Origin of the sequence: Falsibacillus pallidus, from assembly GCF_003350505.1 — a bacterium.
GTDB classification, from domain to species: Bacteria; Bacillota; Bacilli; order Bacillales; family DSM-25281; genus Falsibacillus; species Falsibacillus pallidus.
In genome coordinates this window covers 1-14899 of the sequence record NZ_QQAY01000002.1, presented here as the reverse complement: position 1 = coordinate 14899, position 14899 = coordinate 1, and the positions used below count along the sequence as shown (strand labels likewise).

16 protein-coding genes are annotated in these 14899 nt (G+C 39.0%); 4 read left to right on the top strand and 12 right to left on the bottom strand.

Annotation, left to right across the window (positions count from 1 at the left end; genetic code table 11):
* Positions 1-123 precede the first annotated feature (123 nt).
* From DFR59_RS03600 to DFR59_RS03580, 5 genes are all read right to left on the bottom strand, one after another.
* Complete coding sequence (locus DFR59_RS03600) at positions 124-1074, bottom strand: magnesium transporter CorA family protein (protein WP_114744265.1); 951 nt, start codon at positions 1072-1074, stop codon at positions 124-126.
* 116 nt (positions 1075-1190) lie between these two features.
* Positions 1191-4325, bottom strand: coding sequence for an AAA family ATPase (locus tag DFR59_RS03595; RefSeq protein ID WP_114744264.1), 3135 nt, complete (start codon positions 4323-4325; stop codon positions 1191-1193).
* On the bottom strand, positions 4322-5467 hold the full coding sequence (locus tag DFR59_RS03590; RefSeq protein WP_114744263.1) for an exonuclease SbcCD subunit D: 1146 nt from the start codon (positions 5465-5467) through the stop codon (positions 4322-4324). Before DFR59_RS03590 ends, DFR59_RS03595 begins: the two co-directional genes overlap by 4 nt.
* 54 nt (positions 5468-5521) lie before the next feature.
* Positions 5522-5851 carry a DMT family transporter gene (locus DFR59_RS03585; RefSeq protein WP_114744262.1) on the bottom strand — a complete coding sequence of 110 codons (330 nt, stop codon included), beginning with the start codon at positions 5849-5851 and terminating at the stop codon, positions 5522-5524.
* Positions 5852-5977: 126 nt separating this feature from the next.
* Entirely contained in the window at positions 5978-6451 is a 474-nt protein-coding gene (locus DFR59_RS03580) for an STAS domain-containing protein (RefSeq protein ID WP_114744261.1), read from the bottom strand.
* Between the two features lie 579 nt (positions 6452-7030).
* On the opposite strand from DFR59_RS03580, the gene tnpB reads away from it, so the two are divergent.
* Positions 7031-8182, top strand: coding sequence for an IS200/IS605 family element RNA-guided endonuclease TnpB (gene tnpB / locus DFR59_RS03575; protein WP_114744790.1), 1152 nt, complete (start codon positions 7031-7033; stop codon positions 8180-8182).
* A gap of 265 nt (positions 8183-8447) precedes the next feature.
* Here the strand turns inward: tnpB and DFR59_RS03570 are convergent, their stop codons facing one another.
* Complete coding sequence (locus DFR59_RS03570; RefSeq protein ID WP_114744260.1) at positions 8448-8987, bottom strand: hypothetical protein; 540 nt, start codon at positions 8985-8987, stop codon at positions 8448-8450.
* Positions 8988-9304: 317 nt separating this feature from the next.
* Between DFR59_RS03570 and DFR59_RS03565 the strand changes: the two genes are divergently transcribed.
* Together DFR59_RS03565 and DFR59_RS03560 are read left to right on the top strand one after the other, a co-directional pair.
* Positions 9305-9739 (top strand): DUF2621 domain-containing protein, encoded by a 435-nt coding sequence (locus DFR59_RS03565; protein ID WP_114744259.1) that lies wholly within the window; start codon positions 9305-9307, stop codon positions 9737-9739.
* 88 nt (positions 9740-9827) lie between these two features.
* Entirely contained in the window at positions 9828-10406 is a 579-nt protein-coding gene (locus DFR59_RS03560) for a hypothetical protein (RefSeq protein ID WP_114744258.1), read from the top strand.
* Between the two features lie 48 nt (positions 10407-10454).
* Here DFR59_RS03560 and DFR59_RS03555 read toward each other — a convergent pair whose 3' ends face one another.
* From DFR59_RS03555 to DFR59_RS03545, 3 genes are all read right to left on the bottom strand, one after another.
* Positions 10455-10943 carry a CcdC family protein gene (locus tag DFR59_RS03555; RefSeq protein WP_425454694.1) on the bottom strand — a complete coding sequence of 163 codons (489 nt, stop codon included), beginning with the start codon at positions 10941-10943 and terminating at the stop codon, positions 10455-10457.
* 144 nt (positions 10944-11087) lie between these two features.
* The gene (locus DFR59_RS03550) at positions 11088-11447 is read right to left on the bottom strand and encodes a response regulator (RefSeq protein WP_114744257.1); all 360 of its coding nucleotides are present in this window, start codon (positions 11445-11447) and stop codon (positions 11088-11090) included.
* Between the two features lie 142 nt (positions 11448-11589).
* Positions 11590-12297, bottom strand: a complete 708-nt coding sequence (locus tag DFR59_RS03545) for a cytochrome c biogenesis CcdA family protein (protein ID WP_114744256.1) — start codon at positions 12295-12297, stop codon at positions 11590-11592.
* A 313-nt stretch (positions 12298-12610) separates the two neighbouring features.
* Here DFR59_RS03545 and DFR59_RS03540 point away from each other — a divergent pair, with 313 nt between their 5' ends.
* On the top strand, positions 12611-12808 hold the full coding sequence (locus DFR59_RS03540) for an aspartyl-phosphate phosphatase Spo0E family protein (RefSeq protein ID WP_114744788.1): 198 nt from the start codon (positions 12611-12613) through the stop codon (positions 12806-12808).
* Positions 12809-13001: 193 nt separating this feature from the next.
* On the opposite strand, the gene DFR59_RS03535 is transcribed toward DFR59_RS03540, so the two are convergent.
* The 3 genes from DFR59_RS03535 to sirA all read right to left on the bottom strand — a co-directional run bounded on the left by DFR59_RS03535 (position 13002) and on the right by sirA (position 14434).
* Entirely contained in the window at positions 13002-13517 is a 516-nt protein-coding gene (locus DFR59_RS03535; protein WP_114744255.1) for a CBO0543 family protein, read from the bottom strand.
* A 162-nt stretch (positions 13518-13679) separates the two neighbouring features.
* Positions 13680-13895 (bottom strand): YneF family protein, encoded by a 216-nt coding sequence (locus DFR59_RS03530; protein ID WP_114744254.1) that lies wholly within the window; start codon positions 13893-13895, stop codon positions 13680-13682.
* 98 nt (positions 13896-13993) lie between these two features.
* On the bottom strand, positions 13994-14434 hold the full coding sequence (gene sirA / locus DFR59_RS03525; protein ID WP_114744253.1) for a sporulation inhibitor of replication protein SirA: 441 nt from the start codon (positions 14432-14434) through the stop codon (positions 13994-13996).
* Positions 14435-14899 lie beyond the last annotated feature (465 nt).

Sequence of the window (14899 nt, the reverse complement as noted above, 5' to 3'; positions counted from 1 at the left end):
TTTCCCCGCCATTTTCTTCTGTCTCTCCTGGATCTTAGGTTTCCTTGGGTAGAATCAGCCATTTAGGTAATTCTGTTCCTGACCGATAAATTCCTTCTCAAAGAATCGAATTATTATAGGAAACTACAGCTTCTTTCTCCCCCACCATCCTTTTGATTTAAAGTAGAAAGCTATGCTCGTCCCTATGCCCGCCATCAGAATCAATGCAAAAAGGTAGCCGTACCGCCATTTCAATTCCGGCATATTCAAAAAGTTCATTCCATACAAACCTGCAATGAATGTCATCGGGATAAAAATGACGCTGAATAGGGTCAATGTTTTCATTATAGCATTCGAATGATCGGCTTTAAGGGTCATCTGCAAATTGAATATGCTGTCCAAATTCGCTCTGAAGCCATCGATTCCATTGATTACACGTGTAAAGCTGTTATTCAAGGATTGAAAATAAAATCCTGCATTTTCATTAATGAATGGAAACTCAGAACCTGCGATCGTTTCCATCATGTTTCCCTGCGCTTCAATTCCGTTTCTTAAATGATGGAGAGTCCTTTTCCAGCGATACACTTTCCGGGCAATCCCATTATCAAATGGCTGATCAAAGACTTCCCTCTCAAGCTTTTGGATGGAGTCTGCAATTCGATCGATCATTCTTAAATCTACCATTGTTACTTTATTAAATATATGGAAAAGAATAAGGCCTACTGACTTCATATGTTCAGGATTCTGCAGCAAATCCGGCATTAATTGTTCCAGCAGCCCTATTTTCTCTCCCTCTTTAGTGATGACAAAATTCTCGCCTGCGAGTATGGTAATTTTGGCTTCTGTAAAATCATCCTGTATGGCAAATAACGTCATGACGGCTACGTTTTTATAAACATTTACCTTCGGAATATCATCAAACTTCGCCAGCTCTTCCTTCGCCAACGGATGGATATCGAGGCTTTCTAGAAACAAGTCGAATTTTTCCTTGTTCTCAGGTTTGAAATGAATCCATATGATATCTTCCTTAGACTCAGGAAGAACGAGGCGATCCTCTTCTCTTACACTTTGATCTATTGAGGAATATTTCAGCATACCCTAAAAACTCCTTCCATAGCCATAATGATTCTACCATTCATTATGTGGAGAGTTTATTAATACCATACTTTAAAGGCAAAAAGAACGCAGCAAATTGATTGCTGCGCTTCCTGCTACCCTATGAATCTAAATTCTGTGCAGCTTCCGCTCTGGCTGCTGATGACCTCAAGCCTTGCATCGATGCGCTCCTTTAATTCAGGCACATGTGAAATAACTCCGACAAGCCTTCCACTGTTTTGAATATCCATTAAAGCATCAATGGCATTATCCAATGACTCGGGATCTAATGTACCGAATCCCTCGTCAATGAACATCGTCTCCAGAGACACTCCCCCGGCATGCTGCTGGACGACATCAGCCAGCCCTAATGCAAGAGCCAGGGATGCTTTAAAGCTCTCTCCACCTGAAAGTGTCTTTACATGCCGTTCCTGACCGGTATATTGGTCAAAAATCAAAAGTTCCAGTCCACTCTGGACATTTCCTTTCGATCTGTCTGTCTTTCTTAATAATTGATATCTGCCGCTGGTCATTTTCGAAAGTCTTCCATTGGCAATTTTTAGGATTTCATCAAGGAAAGAAGCAAGGACGAACCGTTCAAAAGTCAATCGATAAGTGTTTTGGCCTCTTGCCATATCTGAGAGATGACCAATCACTTGGTAGCGGTTTTCAGCTTCCTTCATCTCTGAATTAATCACGTTCACTTTAGCTAAGATCGATTTATTTTCCTTTATACGGATAGCAAGATTCGTCAATTCATCCTGTTTTTGTCCTAATTCGGAAGATAGCTCTTTAAAGGATTCCTGAAGCATTGCCAAGTCTGGAAGAATCTTATCCTTTAGCTTAAGAGCCAGTTCATGGCACCGATCTGTAACAGATCGAAGCTCTTCCCCATAATCCTTCAACTCATTTTCTAATGCTTGTATTTCTGTTTCAGTATTTTTGGCACCAGCATAATCCTGGTAAGTAGAGAAACCTTGTTCATCAAGCATCGTTTTAAAATTTTCCCGTTCTTCTTTCAGCGACTGTTCGGATTTACTGACAGCTTCATGTAAAATGTCCATCTTTGATTGAATGCCAGAAAACGTTTCTTTTAATTCCTGATGGCGCTTCCTGGCCTTTTCCATGGACTGTTCCAGCATTAGTTTTTGATTTATCGCTTCCGCTAATTTCACTTGAAAGGCATCCATACTCCGGAGCTCTTCAGGAATGCTCTCCTTCACCCTCTGCAGTTCAGTCCTCTTTTCAATAAAATGCTCGTTTGACATTGAATGGAGCTTTTCCAATTCTTCTAATCGCTTCAGCATTTCCATTCTGGCAGACTCTGCTGCTGCGGTTTGCTGCTTTATTTTTTCCTCTTCTTCAACAGCCGCATTCACCTTTTGAAGTTCAGCTTTTAAGGATTCCTGTTTGACTTTTACCTCTTGTAGTATGGAGTCAATGAAATCAATTTGAAAATGAGGAATGAGCCGGGATGCAGAATCCTCCATCTCCTTAATCGATTCTTGCAGCATTTCCAGTCTGGCATTCACTTGATAAAGCTCATTTTCCACCTTCGCTTTATCTGCGTCTGCCAGTCTGACTGATTCTTTTGCTGCATTCAAATCGGATTCAGTAGGAATGTTTTCATCTATTAAAGCCGGTTGAGGGTGGTGGTTCGAACCGCAAACTGGACATGCATCCCCATTGACCAATTCTTTCGCTAATAGCCCCGCTTGGCCATGCCTCCATTTATTCTCCAAGTAGTTCAAAGTTTCTTTTGCATCATTAAGGGCATTGGAGAATTTTTGCACCTTCTCTTCTACTAAGATGACATTCTTCCGATTTGCTTCAGATTGAATGATAGAGTTAGTCAGCTTGTCCAACAGCTGCAGTTGATGATCAAGCTTCTCTAATTCAGCAGTGTATTCAAGCTTTGCATACCGTGCTTTTTCCACTGATTCTTTTCTTACTTTAAGAAGTTCGGTACGTGAATCAAGTTCTTCTAATGATTTTTTACTTTCATCACGTTTTTTGACTGCATTCTCATGTTCTTGCTGTAATCTGTTGGTTTCCGATTGCAGAGAATCAAAAGTCTTGATCTCCTCTTTCATGTTATTCAGATATGAAACCTTTTCAGCCGCCAGATTTCTTTCATCTTCTCTTTTTTCTTCCTTAAGGTAGTTTTCCAAAGCAGCTTCAAGTGCCTTTTCAACTTCAATTTTTTGGCCTTTAATTTGATTTAACCTCTTCACATTCTCATCATAATCTTTCCGAAGTCGTAGGCAAAGTTCTTCTTGCTGCTGCAGGCGGGAGGCTTTATATGCAAAGGCAATGTCCTGTTTTTTCTTTTCCATTTCCTCTTTCTTTGATTCTAATTCATTTTTTCTTGCTTCGAATTCATTTTTTTGCTTGGCTTGTTGATGCAAATCTTCAGCCTGATAAATGGACTTCTGCAGTTCATCCCTTTTCTTTTGAAGATTTTCCACCGTTTCTTTCATGGAATTAGAATCCACTTCCATTGCTTCAATTGCTTTATGAGCCAACGGAATAATTAAATGATCATTTATCTGTTCTTCTTTAAGGGAGGCATCTAGTTCTGGATCATTCCCGGAGTGCAGCTGCTGCAGCAGGCTGTTTCTTTGGACGATTTGCCTTTCCACTGATCTTTTTAACTCGGCTGCCTCTTCCTTTAGCTTTTCCTCTATTTTTTTATAAAATTCTGTATGGAAGAGCCTTTGGAGGATTTGTTCCTTGTCTTTACTGTCCGAAACGAGCAACTTTCGGAATTCCCCCTGTGGGATCATCAAAATTTGCCTGAATTGATTCGCATCCAGCTGGACGATTTCTTTTATTTTCTCATCGACTTCCCTTACGTTTGAACCAAGGAGCTTTTGGCTCCCATCTTCTTCTATCTTATATAATTCCGCCTTGGCGCCGACTGTTGTAAAACCTTCTCCCCGCTCTTTTTTCTTGTCCTGCTGAGGAGCCCTCGAAATGGAATAGGTTTCACCACGCAATGAGAAGAGCAGCGAAACCTCTGTTGGAGTCGAATCATGAGAAAACTGGCTGCGCAAATCAGGGCCATTTCGATCGTCTCCGCTTGCTTTACCGAAAATGGCATAGCTGATTCCATCAAAAATGGTCGTCTTTCCCGCTCCAGTCTTCCCAGAAATCACAAACATCGTCCTATTTTCAAGTTTCGTGAAATCTATCTTTTCAGTGCCGGCATATGGTCCGAATGCCTGCATTGTAAGCTGTAATGGTCTCACTTCCGCTCTTCCTCCCCTTTTACGACTGATATCACTGATTCCATGATTTCTCTCTTATCTTCTGAAAAATCAAGCGTGGTCATTTCATGATAAAAGCTTTCAAAAAGCTCCAACTCTGACTTTTTCTCGCTTCTGATGGATTGGAATACCTGCTTCTGTTTCATATCCATCACATCGATTTTCCTTTCAAGGTGAAGGACGTTCGGATAGATTTGCCTCAATTTATTGATGGGATCAATCAGCGCACCTTCATCATGCAGTGTAACTTTTAAATAATCATCGATTTTTTGTTTTTGATAAAAAGACGGATCGAGCAATTCTTCAAGGCGTCCCTCAATTTCCCTCATATCCCTTGCAGGAGAAAGCAGGCGTTCTTCGATATTGATGTCCCCTTTTGAATCGATATGGATGATGGAAACACTTTTCCGCTGCTTTGCTTCTGAAAAGGAGTATTTTAATAGAGATCCCGAATACCGGACACTATCATGTCTTAAAGCATCAGGACTATGCAGATGTCCTAGTGCTGCATAGTTGAATGGACCAAATAAGTCGGATGTAACACACCCTGATCCACCCACCGATAATGTCCTCTCAGATTCGGTTTCTTTACCACCTAATACAAAGGCATGTCCTACAAATATATTCGGACTGTCCTGATCCATTTGACTTTCGATTTTGCCGATTACTGATTTCATCGCATCCTGATGAGAATGGATGGATTCATCCTGGAGAATTTGTCTTACCAGTCCGGGCTCAGCATAAGGGACCAAATGAAAATGCACATCATTAAGCATGATGGGGCTGAAATCATCAGTCAATTTTCCTTTTAAATAAAAATGGCTGTGCTTATACCAGGATGTACCGAACGAAAGGCGTTCTGCACTATCATGGTTGCCGGAAATGGCAATGATCGGCGTGTTCAATTCGACGTTGATTTTAAATAGGATATCATTCAGCAAATCCACGGCATCCGTCGGCGGAATGGAGCGGTCATAAAGGTCGCCGGCAATGATGACGGCATCCGGCTTTTCCTCTTCAACGAGTTGAACAAACTGCTCAAGGACAACCCGCTGTTCTTCTGTCATATAAATGCCATGCACCAGTTTTCCTAAATGCCAATCGGCTGTATGTATAAATTTCATCAATTATCACCTCATAAAATGCATTTGAAATTTCTTATTTAAATAATTCTTGCTTTATTTCTCCACTTGCGTTTTAAGGTTTATGACGATTACTCCTGCAATGATCAATATAATTCCTGCAAGTGTCGCCATGCTGATCTTTTCCTTCCATATCAAGACCCCGATTACGGCTGTGGCAGCGGTTCCTGCTCCAGACCAAATAGCATAGGCAATACTGAGAGGGATCATTTTCAGTGAAAGGGAAAGAAAGAAAAAGGCAGAAGCAAACCCCAGGACGACACCGATTGCCGGTCCTGCTTTTGTAAATCCATCGGAAGCCTTCAGCATAGATGTACCGATCAATTCAGAAGCAATGGCCGCAGCTAAAAAAATGTATGCTTTCATTTTATCCCCTCCAATATTCTATATCTAGTATACTTAAAAACTCTCAGAAATTGGGAGTGAATAATTAGTATCTATTCGTTTAATGACATGGAAAAAGAGAAGCAAATTGGCTTCTCTTTTTTGTCATCATTCTTCTTCGGACGTTTCGTCGAATTTCATTTTCTTTTTCTTCATTAAATACTGAAGTGCTGTTTTGAAATTTGAGTGTGCTTTGAATGGAAAAGCTATTCCCGAATCAATGATATCCCGGATGATATGTGGTGCAAAGCCCACATACAACGGCTCGACCCCCATTAATTTCAATGAATGTGAAATATCTGAAACCTCTTTAGCCAATTGGCCATACCCCAGCTCTTCTATTTCAGAGTGTCCGATCCCAGTAAAATCTATGATGGCTGTATCAATATCCTGTTCATATACCGAATTCAGGATTCTCTCCCTGACATTGCTCAATCGATTTTCATCCAGTCTACCAGTAAGAGGAACAAGAATGGTACTTGGTACAATAGAAGGGATTATCGGTGCTGAGATATCCTGTAAAATTTTTTCGTATTTTTCTATTTTCCGTTCGAGTTCCTGGACATATTCTTCAATAATCAATACTATTACTCCTTTTATATATAATTTGAATAGTATGGCATCACTAATGCAGCCACTTCTTTATTATTCCATTATACCATTTATGATGGCGATTGATGAAACGATTGTATCAAATAAGAATTTTATTCCATTTTTTATCATTGGTATGCTGTCTGTATTTATCCAGCAAATCACTTCAACCTTTTTCTTAGACTCTTTTCTGAATGTTTGTTACTTTATGCAGTAAAACAGAATAACTTAGGCGATCAATGCAGAATATGCAGAAGAGCTAGCTCGAAAAGAGCCTGGATACTTTATCCCAATGCGCAATACATGTATTTTTACGTTAAAATCGGCTTTCAGATTTTAACAACAATGTTTACGAAAACAGCCTTTTCTAAAAAATCGTGTTTGACCACATTACTATATTAAAAGGATCCACATTTTATCATTTTTCTGACAGAAGACTCCCTCTTCAATCGTGTGAAGGGCAAAGCCCAACGATAAGGGGGAGATGAATGGCAGTTGGTGGTAGCCAAAATTTCCCTCTTTGTGATACAATAAGAACAAACGTTCCCTACTGGTGGTGAGATGAAAGCCATGCTGGTCAACAAAGCCTATAAGTTTCGGATCTATCCAACCAAAGAACAAGAAGGACAGATTGCTAGAACCATCGGATGTTGTCGCTTCGTCTTCAATCGGTTCTTAGCCCAATGGAATGATACCTACAAAGAAACCGGCAAAGGATTAACCTACCACTCCTGTTCAGCCGCCTTAACCCAAATGAAAAAGGAATTGGGCTGGTTAAAAGAAGTCGACAGCATTGCTCTTCAATCCTCGCTCAAACATCTTGCGGATGCGTATACACGTTTTTTCAAACAACAAAACAAGGCTCCCCAGTTCAAATCGAAAAAGAATCACGTACAATCCTATACAACGAGGTATACCAACGGAAATATTGCCATAGTCGGCAAAAAAATCAAACTGCCAAAACTTGGTTTGATCCGCTTTGCCAAAAGTCGTGAGGTAGAGGGACGTATTCTTCATGCGACTGTTAGACGGACTTCAAGCGGCAAATACTTTGTATCCATTCTGGCAGAAATGGACGTACATCTATATGAAAAAACAGGTTCCTCTGTTGGTGTTGACTTAGGACTTAAAGACTTTGCCATTTTATCAACGGGTGAAGTGTTTGGCAATCCTAAATGGTTTCGTCATTTGGAAAAGAAACTGGCTGATGCCCAGCGAGTTCTTTCTAGACGCCAACAGTCCGCCTTGAAAAGAAAGTGTAAATGGGATGAAGCAAAGAACCTTCAAAAACAAAAACGCAAAGTTGCCCGTATTCATGAGAAAATCGCAAATGTACGAAAAGACTACTTGCAAAAAATCTCCACCCACATCATCAAAAACCACGATGTTGTAGGGATTGAAGATTTGCAAGTATCCAAAATGCAAAAGAATCATAGGTTGGCCAAAGCGATCAGTGAAGTAGCCTGGTCACAATTTCGCACCATGCTGGAGTACAAAGCAAAATGGTACGGAAAGCGTGTTATTGCGGTGTCGAAAACGTTTGCGAGTTCTCAATTGTGTTCGAGCTGTGGCTACCAAAACAAAGACGTTAAGAACCTTGCCCTTCGCAAGTGGGATTGCCCTTCATGTAGAACACCCCACGATAGGGATCTTAACGCAGGACAAAATCTTCAAAAAGAAGCCATAAGACTTCTAACCGTAGGGACTACGGGGCTAGCCTAATCCATTAGAAGCCAAGGGGCTTCTGTATTTAGGAATCTCCCACTTAAAACGACCCGTGAGGGTGTTAAGTGGTGAGTAGTTCAAGAAATTCTCTTTATTTACGCCATTGCTTTTTAGGGAGGTCCATCACCAAATAATAACTTTGCCAGTACCGGGAGCTGAATATTCGTTAAAAAACCCCCTGATCCTACTTTTTTAGGTCAGAGGGTTTTTTATTATAGAAAAGGACCCTCTGCAATTGCAGGGGGTCCTCAATACTCAATAATTAGTTAACGTCGTTTGTGATGCTTGCAGTTGTCAATCCTGCTTTTTCAAGGATTGAACCCATCTTTTCATCTGCAGATGCTAATTTTTCATTAGCTGCATCAAGATTTGCGTCAGCGCCTTTTTTAAGCTCTTCAGCTTTCATAGAATAAGAATCTTTAAGATCTGTCAAAGCTGCTTCTAAATCAGATTTGTAATCTTTTAAAGAATCAGGAACAGTTACTTCACCGATTTTTCCTGCAACCGCTTCAGCAGAAGCTGCAGCACTTGGAGCCATTGCTGCTAAATCTTCTTTTTTCGTTTCTTCTTTTGCAGCGGCAGCATCATAATTTTGAACGTCAGTATCAGCTGAATTGATAGTTCCAGTCAAGTTCATGTAGAAATCAATCATGTCAGATTGAACATTTTCTTTGCTGGACTCAGCTGATTCAGTATCTTTTGTATCTTTCTTGTCTGTTGATTTTTCTCCATCACTTGAGCAGCCTGCTGCTACAGATACTGCCAATAATAGAGTTAAGCCTAACCACCATAATTTTTTCATTGGTGATCAACCTCCATTTCCCTTTTTAATTTTTTCCCTAATCCCTGGTCGCTTCTTATCTATGTAGAAGTCCCCGATGTTCAGCAGAAGTTTATCCCCCCTGCCGAGATTCATCATATCATGGTGAGAAATATTGGTAAAGGAATATTTCATCAAATTCAAAAAGCTCCAATATTATAAATATTCCTATTATTCAACTAACTTTTTCCAGTCGTTTTTCCCCTCTTTCCTCTCATAAATCACTTGTCTTCTTATTTCAATATTGTCTATAATAATAACGACAATATAGGATCGTGAAATAATTTGAGGTGAAAAAAGTGGGTACTGCACTTAGCGGATGGTTTTTGGTTTTTATCCTTTTCTGGATTGTTGTACTAGTTTCTTCCTTTGCTATCGGTGGATTTTTCATGTTTCGGAAATTTTTGAAAAGAATGCCGAAGCAAGACGGGAAATCCGATCTGGATTGGGAAGAATATTATGTGAGTCAAACAAAGCAGCTTTGGAAGCCAGATAAGAAAGAATTGCTTGAAGAGCTCGTCAGCCCGGTTCCGGATTTATTCAGGGATGTTGCCCGGCAGAAGATTGCCGGAAAAATAGGCCAGATTGCAATGAATGAAAAAGCAGATGCTATTTCAATGGATCATGTCATACGTGGATATATCCAAGCAACTCCTAAAAGAGACCATAAATTTCTTAAAAAAAAGCTTCAAGAATTAAATATTGATTTTCATCCTTACAAACACCTTTTCTAAAAGGTGTTTTTCTTTATACAAAAAAACATATACGAAATGAACGTATTTATTGTAAAATTTTACTATACAGAGAAACAGGGGGTATATCATGAATCTACAAACAGATCGAAATTCCGCGTTTTTTATTCCGGGGGGAATCATCATAATTTTATCTTCATTAATTTCTCCACTCTTCCTCGGAGAAATGCTAAGGGAGATATTTTATAAACCTGAAAACACATTTATTTTTGTCTCAAGCCCGATGACTTATATTGTGTTTGCATCATCCATTGCCCTCATAGGGGTTGGAATGCTTTTAATCCCAATACATTCCATAAAAAAGTGGATACCTGCCGTAGTTATTCTAGCTGCATTTGCAGGGGCTTATGTCAGTATTGATGAGTATCACTATGGAACAGCGGATGGATTTTATTATAATGGTCTGCTTACCCTGGATGAAAAAGAAATAAAATGGGCAGACGTTGAAAAAATGGAGCAGGTTTATGTAAAAAAACGCGGGACTCAAGTTCCGAAGAAATTGATATTCAACTTAAAAGACGGAGAGCAAGTAAGTTTTGACTTTGACAGACGGCTATATGATTCCAGAAGACAGATCGACGCAATGGTAACCTCGGCAGGAGGCGAGTCTGTCATTGAAGTATTGGACAGTTTAAAAGATCTTAAATAAGAAGAAAAAAAGACCCATAGTACGTGACAGTACTGTGGGTCTTAATGATTATATTGATTTCGTCGGAAACGGACCATCCAGCTGGCCGAGCAGCTTTTTATACTGCACATACATCGCCACTCTCCAAGGAACAATCATACCGAACGCTAGGATCCAAAACATGCCGCTCAATTGGCCATAATCAATCGTCTTACTTAAGAAAGCTTTCATCACAAGCCGTATCAATAAGAGGCCGATCAAGATAAATGCAAAAGCTTTAGAACGTTTCAAATAAATATCATTTTCTTTGATTTCAAATTTAGAAGTTTTAATCAGCAATAAAGAAAATACCATTCCCACCGTCACCGCTTCTAAGAGCTCGGCCAATGTTACCCTGAAAAACGGAAACAGGAACATCAATGCGCCCGTACTCATAAAAATAGGCGGCAAAATGATTTTTCGGCCTGATACTGGTTTTTTGGAAGCTTTCATTCGAACAAATATGACAAGGGACCCCATTAGTACAGCAATTATGGATGAGGCAATCAACATGTTCATCATCCCTCTTTCATCTAGTAAACATTGTATTTGTTTCATTCAGTTTAGCCTCTTCTGTTAGAAAAGACAAACTGCGATTTTTATTATATCTCATTCGGGGCAAAAAGAAAAACCATTCAGGAAAAAATCCTAATGGTCATTTCGTTAAGACAACACACGGCTTATGGCTTCTACAACCCTGCTCTCATCAAAAGGCTTCACGATGAAATCCTTCGCACCAGCTTCTATGGCTTCCATAACCGTTTTCTGGACACTCATCGCAGAGCATACAATGATTTTTGCTTTTGGATGTCGTTTTAAAATCTGTTTTGTGGCGTCAAGCCCGTTCATTTCAGGCATTGTGATATCCATTGTAACAATATCAGGATGCAGCTGATCAAATAACTCGACTGCTTCCCGGCCATTTTCAGCTTCCCCGACTACTACATGGTCCGTGTTCTTTAACATATTTGCAAGTGTCATCCTCATGAACTTTGCATCATCTACAATCAATACCGTCGCCACTGATGATCCCCCTCGTATTCCCATTCGATGCGTTTCATAGTCATAAAGTAATGATTATTTAGAAAAAAATACCACATCACTAAATATATCAAATTTTCTAACTCTTTATCAAGAGTTATTACAGAAAAATGAAATAAAATGATTAGAAACCTGTAAAACCTCCAGTAAGATAACTGAAAAGTCCTATAATGGCAGTCATCCAATTAAAAAATAAGATGATTCCCATTACGATCATGATATAACCGCCAATTTTTACGATTTTCATACTGTTCCTTCGAATCCATTTCATCTTTCCGATAAAAAAAGAGAGAATGAAAAACGGCACTGCAAAACCCAGTGTATAGGCAATCATGTAAGCAATCGCAGATCCTGGATGAGAGGCTGCCATATAAATAACCGACATAAGGATTGGCCCTGTACAAGGCGTCCACCCTGCAGCAAATGCCATACCGATAAGGATAGTGCCTACATAGCCTGCCGGCCTATTCTTAAATTCCAGTCGTCGATCCTTCATTAAAAACTCAGGCTTCAATAATCCAATGACCATCAATCCGAAAAGAACCATAAAGATTGCTCCGAATTGGCGAATCAGATCCTGATACTGATTAAAGAATCCACCGACTGCCGAAGTCCCAAATCCTATTGCAATGAATATGGATGAGAAACCCAGTAAAAAAAATAGAGTATGCAGCAGGCTTCTCTTTTGAAGCATCGCATTTTCGGTTTTCAATTCGTTAACGGACATCCCTGTTATGTAAGATAAAAAAGCTGGGTACAATGGCAGACAGCAAGGAGAAATAAAACTTAGAAATCCAGCCCCGAACGCCAGAAAAATAGTTACATCACTCAATCAAAACAACTCCCAGTATTTACTTTGCCTTTATTCTATCAAACTTAATTGAAAAATATGTATTTATTAAATATGAAGTTTTTGTGGCATTTACTTCCTTTCAAATTCAAAAAAAACAGCAACCCAGTATTCACAAGGAATGAGTCGACTTTTCTATTATTAATGCACGAAAAAAATTTAAATCATTTTCCTTTAAAAAGTGTAAAGAATTGGGTATACTATAAAAAACAAGTTACAAGAATTTGAAAATATGTACTAGATTAGGATATATTTCCACTGTCCGGTGAAATACTTTTGGAAAGGACAAGCAGCCGTGTCTAAACAGCAATTACTTGATAAAATTGAACAAAAGCGTGCGGACTTGATTCAGATTGCTTGTGAGCAAGGACTAAATTCTACCCTAGCCATTGAGTATAGTCAAGAATTGGACCGCTTATTAAATGACTATAATCGTTTATTTTTGAGTTCAACTTCACAAAACAAATCTTATCTTTCCCCACAACCATTATAATCCAATATTATAAGGCTAAAAACCATCAATAAAAGGAAGCAGACAATTCTGCTTCCTTTTTTAAGTCTTGTTGATATTCATTCAGTATGAATCCATCTAGTGAGGAAAAGTGCCATTGATATATAACTTATAAACAGCAATAGTAGAAATACAGGTACAGACAATGAATCTTGAACCAGCATTATTAACCCTCCTATTTTAATTGTTCCAATGGTATAGGGAAGAGCAAGAAGAAAATGATGGCACCCAGCAAAGATAGTGAAATGGCGAAATACGGTTTTCGATAATGAACAGTCAACACAATGAACAAGACCAGATTAAGCCAAATATTGTACCAGCCGCCCCACCCATTCCCATATACATACATTCCTTTATGCGCAAAAAGTGTTTCAAGTACGCTAAAGAACACTACCCAGACAGCCATGTATATAGCCATCTTCCTTTTAGTATGGGGTAAACGCTGTAGATATATGATAAGGGCAGCTGGACAAATGAAAAATGTAAAAGCTAAATTGATGATCGTATGATTCAGCCAATCAATTGTGACACCCCTGAATGCCCACAAAGTATGTTGATAATAGAGCATATTATAAGTCATATTGATGACAATAAAGAACAGTACGGTTGGGTATTGTTCTTTAACTGATTCCCATCGGATAAACTTATAAGCAAAAAAACACCAGACAAACATAACCAAAAGCAAATACATAGAAATAGTCACCTCAACAGAATAAAAACTACTTGTTAGTTTTGCCAGGATTCTCCGTGAATAATCAATCAAAAATAATACTGCAAGCAAAAAAGCACCCAATTGGGTGCTTTTTGCTGACAAATTCTATTTTACATAGTGCTTGTCCATATTGATGAATGATTACTTGGATTGTTTGTTCATTGCAGCCATCATTTGATTGATTTTCTTTTGGGACGGCTTCATGCCCATTTGCATCATCATCATTTTCAGCATCTGTTCATTGATTGGTGGATTTTTCTTTAGGTAGCTCATCATGTATTTGCGAGCAATGAAAAATCCTAGCGCGACACCGACAAGCAATGCAAGGACGCCCACTAGAATAAATTGCCATAACATAGGATAATTTCCTCCTTCGTGTTGTCTACTTTACAGTGTACTAAACCACAAGACATTATACAATATATCAATAATTTTTTCTCCTATAAATCATCAATTTAAACGTATTTTCTCTCTTTTATCGGCTTTACCCAGCCGAATCTTTGGTTTTCTAAATCAACCGCCAGCAGCCGCCCATCAAATTGACGTAAAACCTCGAAAAATGCAAATTCCGAATCATAGCTGCCCCACGCGCATAGCTGCAGAGATCTCTCATGCCAAAGCAATTCCGCTCCGTTCACTTTCGTCGTGAAACCGACTTGATAGGAACACCCTTCAAACGAAAAATCTTTCCTCTTTTGAAGATGGTTGACCAATAATCGGTGAAACGGAAGAAATGGAATGGATTTCGTAATATAGTTCACCTGGAGATCGAGAATCGTCTTTAATTCACCAATGGAATTTTGGTGCTCATGAAACAATTGGTAGAACATTTTTTCCCTGCCGTAATAATGTCCGGCAAATTCATCCTCTATGAAATAAATTTGATAGGAACGCAAAATGAATCACTCCCAGCCATATCCTTTTTTTCATTATAGACAAGTGGCATCGTGGTGATTGTCATAAGCTGTCAACAACTTCTTACTAATTTTGTCGAAACTATTGATATTTCCTAATTTATTCTTGTTAGAGGCACTGTATTCCTTCTTTTTTATGGCTCTTTTCTCAAAGTTTGTTGCTGTAGCATAAAAAAAAGGATAACTTATGCAATCTATTCAGGGAAATTAGCTGGAAAAGAGCCTGGATACTCCAATTCAAAGCGCAAAACAGGTATTTGTAAGTTGAAATCGGCAAAAAGATTTTAACAACAATATATACGAAAACAGCCTTTTTATAAAAATACGTCAAAATAAACCGCTAGTATCTCTAAATCGAGTAGGCGCATGAATGATTCATGCGCCTCTCACAGATCCGTACGTGCGGGTCATCGCATACGGCTCCTCCATATTATCCCCGCTGGGGAT

Bases quoted from the DNA above. Each gene is read 5' to 3' on its own strand.
- DFR59_RS03585 (WP_114744262.1), bottom strand. From the start codon at position 5,851: ATGAAAGCATACATTTTTTTAGCTGCGGCCATTGCTTCTGAATTGATC.
- DFR59_RS03530 (WP_114744254.1), bottom strand. From the start codon at position 13,895: ATGTTATGGCAATTTATTCTAGTGGGCGTCCTTGCATTGCTTGTCGGT.
- DFR59_RS03600 (WP_114744265.1), bottom strand. From the start codon at position 1,074: ATGCTGAAATATTCCTCAATAGATCAAAGTGTAAGAGAAGAGGATCGC.
- DFR59_RS03560 (WP_114744258.1), top strand. From the start codon at position 9,828: ATGAATCTACAAACAGATCGAAATTCCGCGTTTTTTATTCCGGGGGGA.
- DFR59_RS03570 (WP_114744260.1), bottom strand. From the start codon at position 8,987: ATGAAAAAATTATGGTGGTTAGGCTTAACTCTATTATTGGCAGTATCT.
- DFR59_RS03535 (WP_114744255.1), bottom strand. From the start codon at position 13,517: ATGTATTTGCTTTTGGTTATGTTTGTCTGGTGTTTTTTTGCTTATAAG.
- tnpB (WP_114744790.1), top strand. From the start codon at position 7,031: ATGCTGGTCAACAAAGCCTATAAGTTTCGGATCTATCCAACCAAAGAA.
- DFR59_RS03590 (WP_114744263.1), bottom strand. From the start codon at position 5,467: ATGAAATTTATACATACAGCCGATTGGCATTTAGGAAAACTGGTGCAT.
- DFR59_RS03555 (WP_425454694.1), bottom strand. From the start codon at position 10,943: ATGAACATGTTGATTGCCTCATCCATAATTGCTGTACTAATGGGGTCC.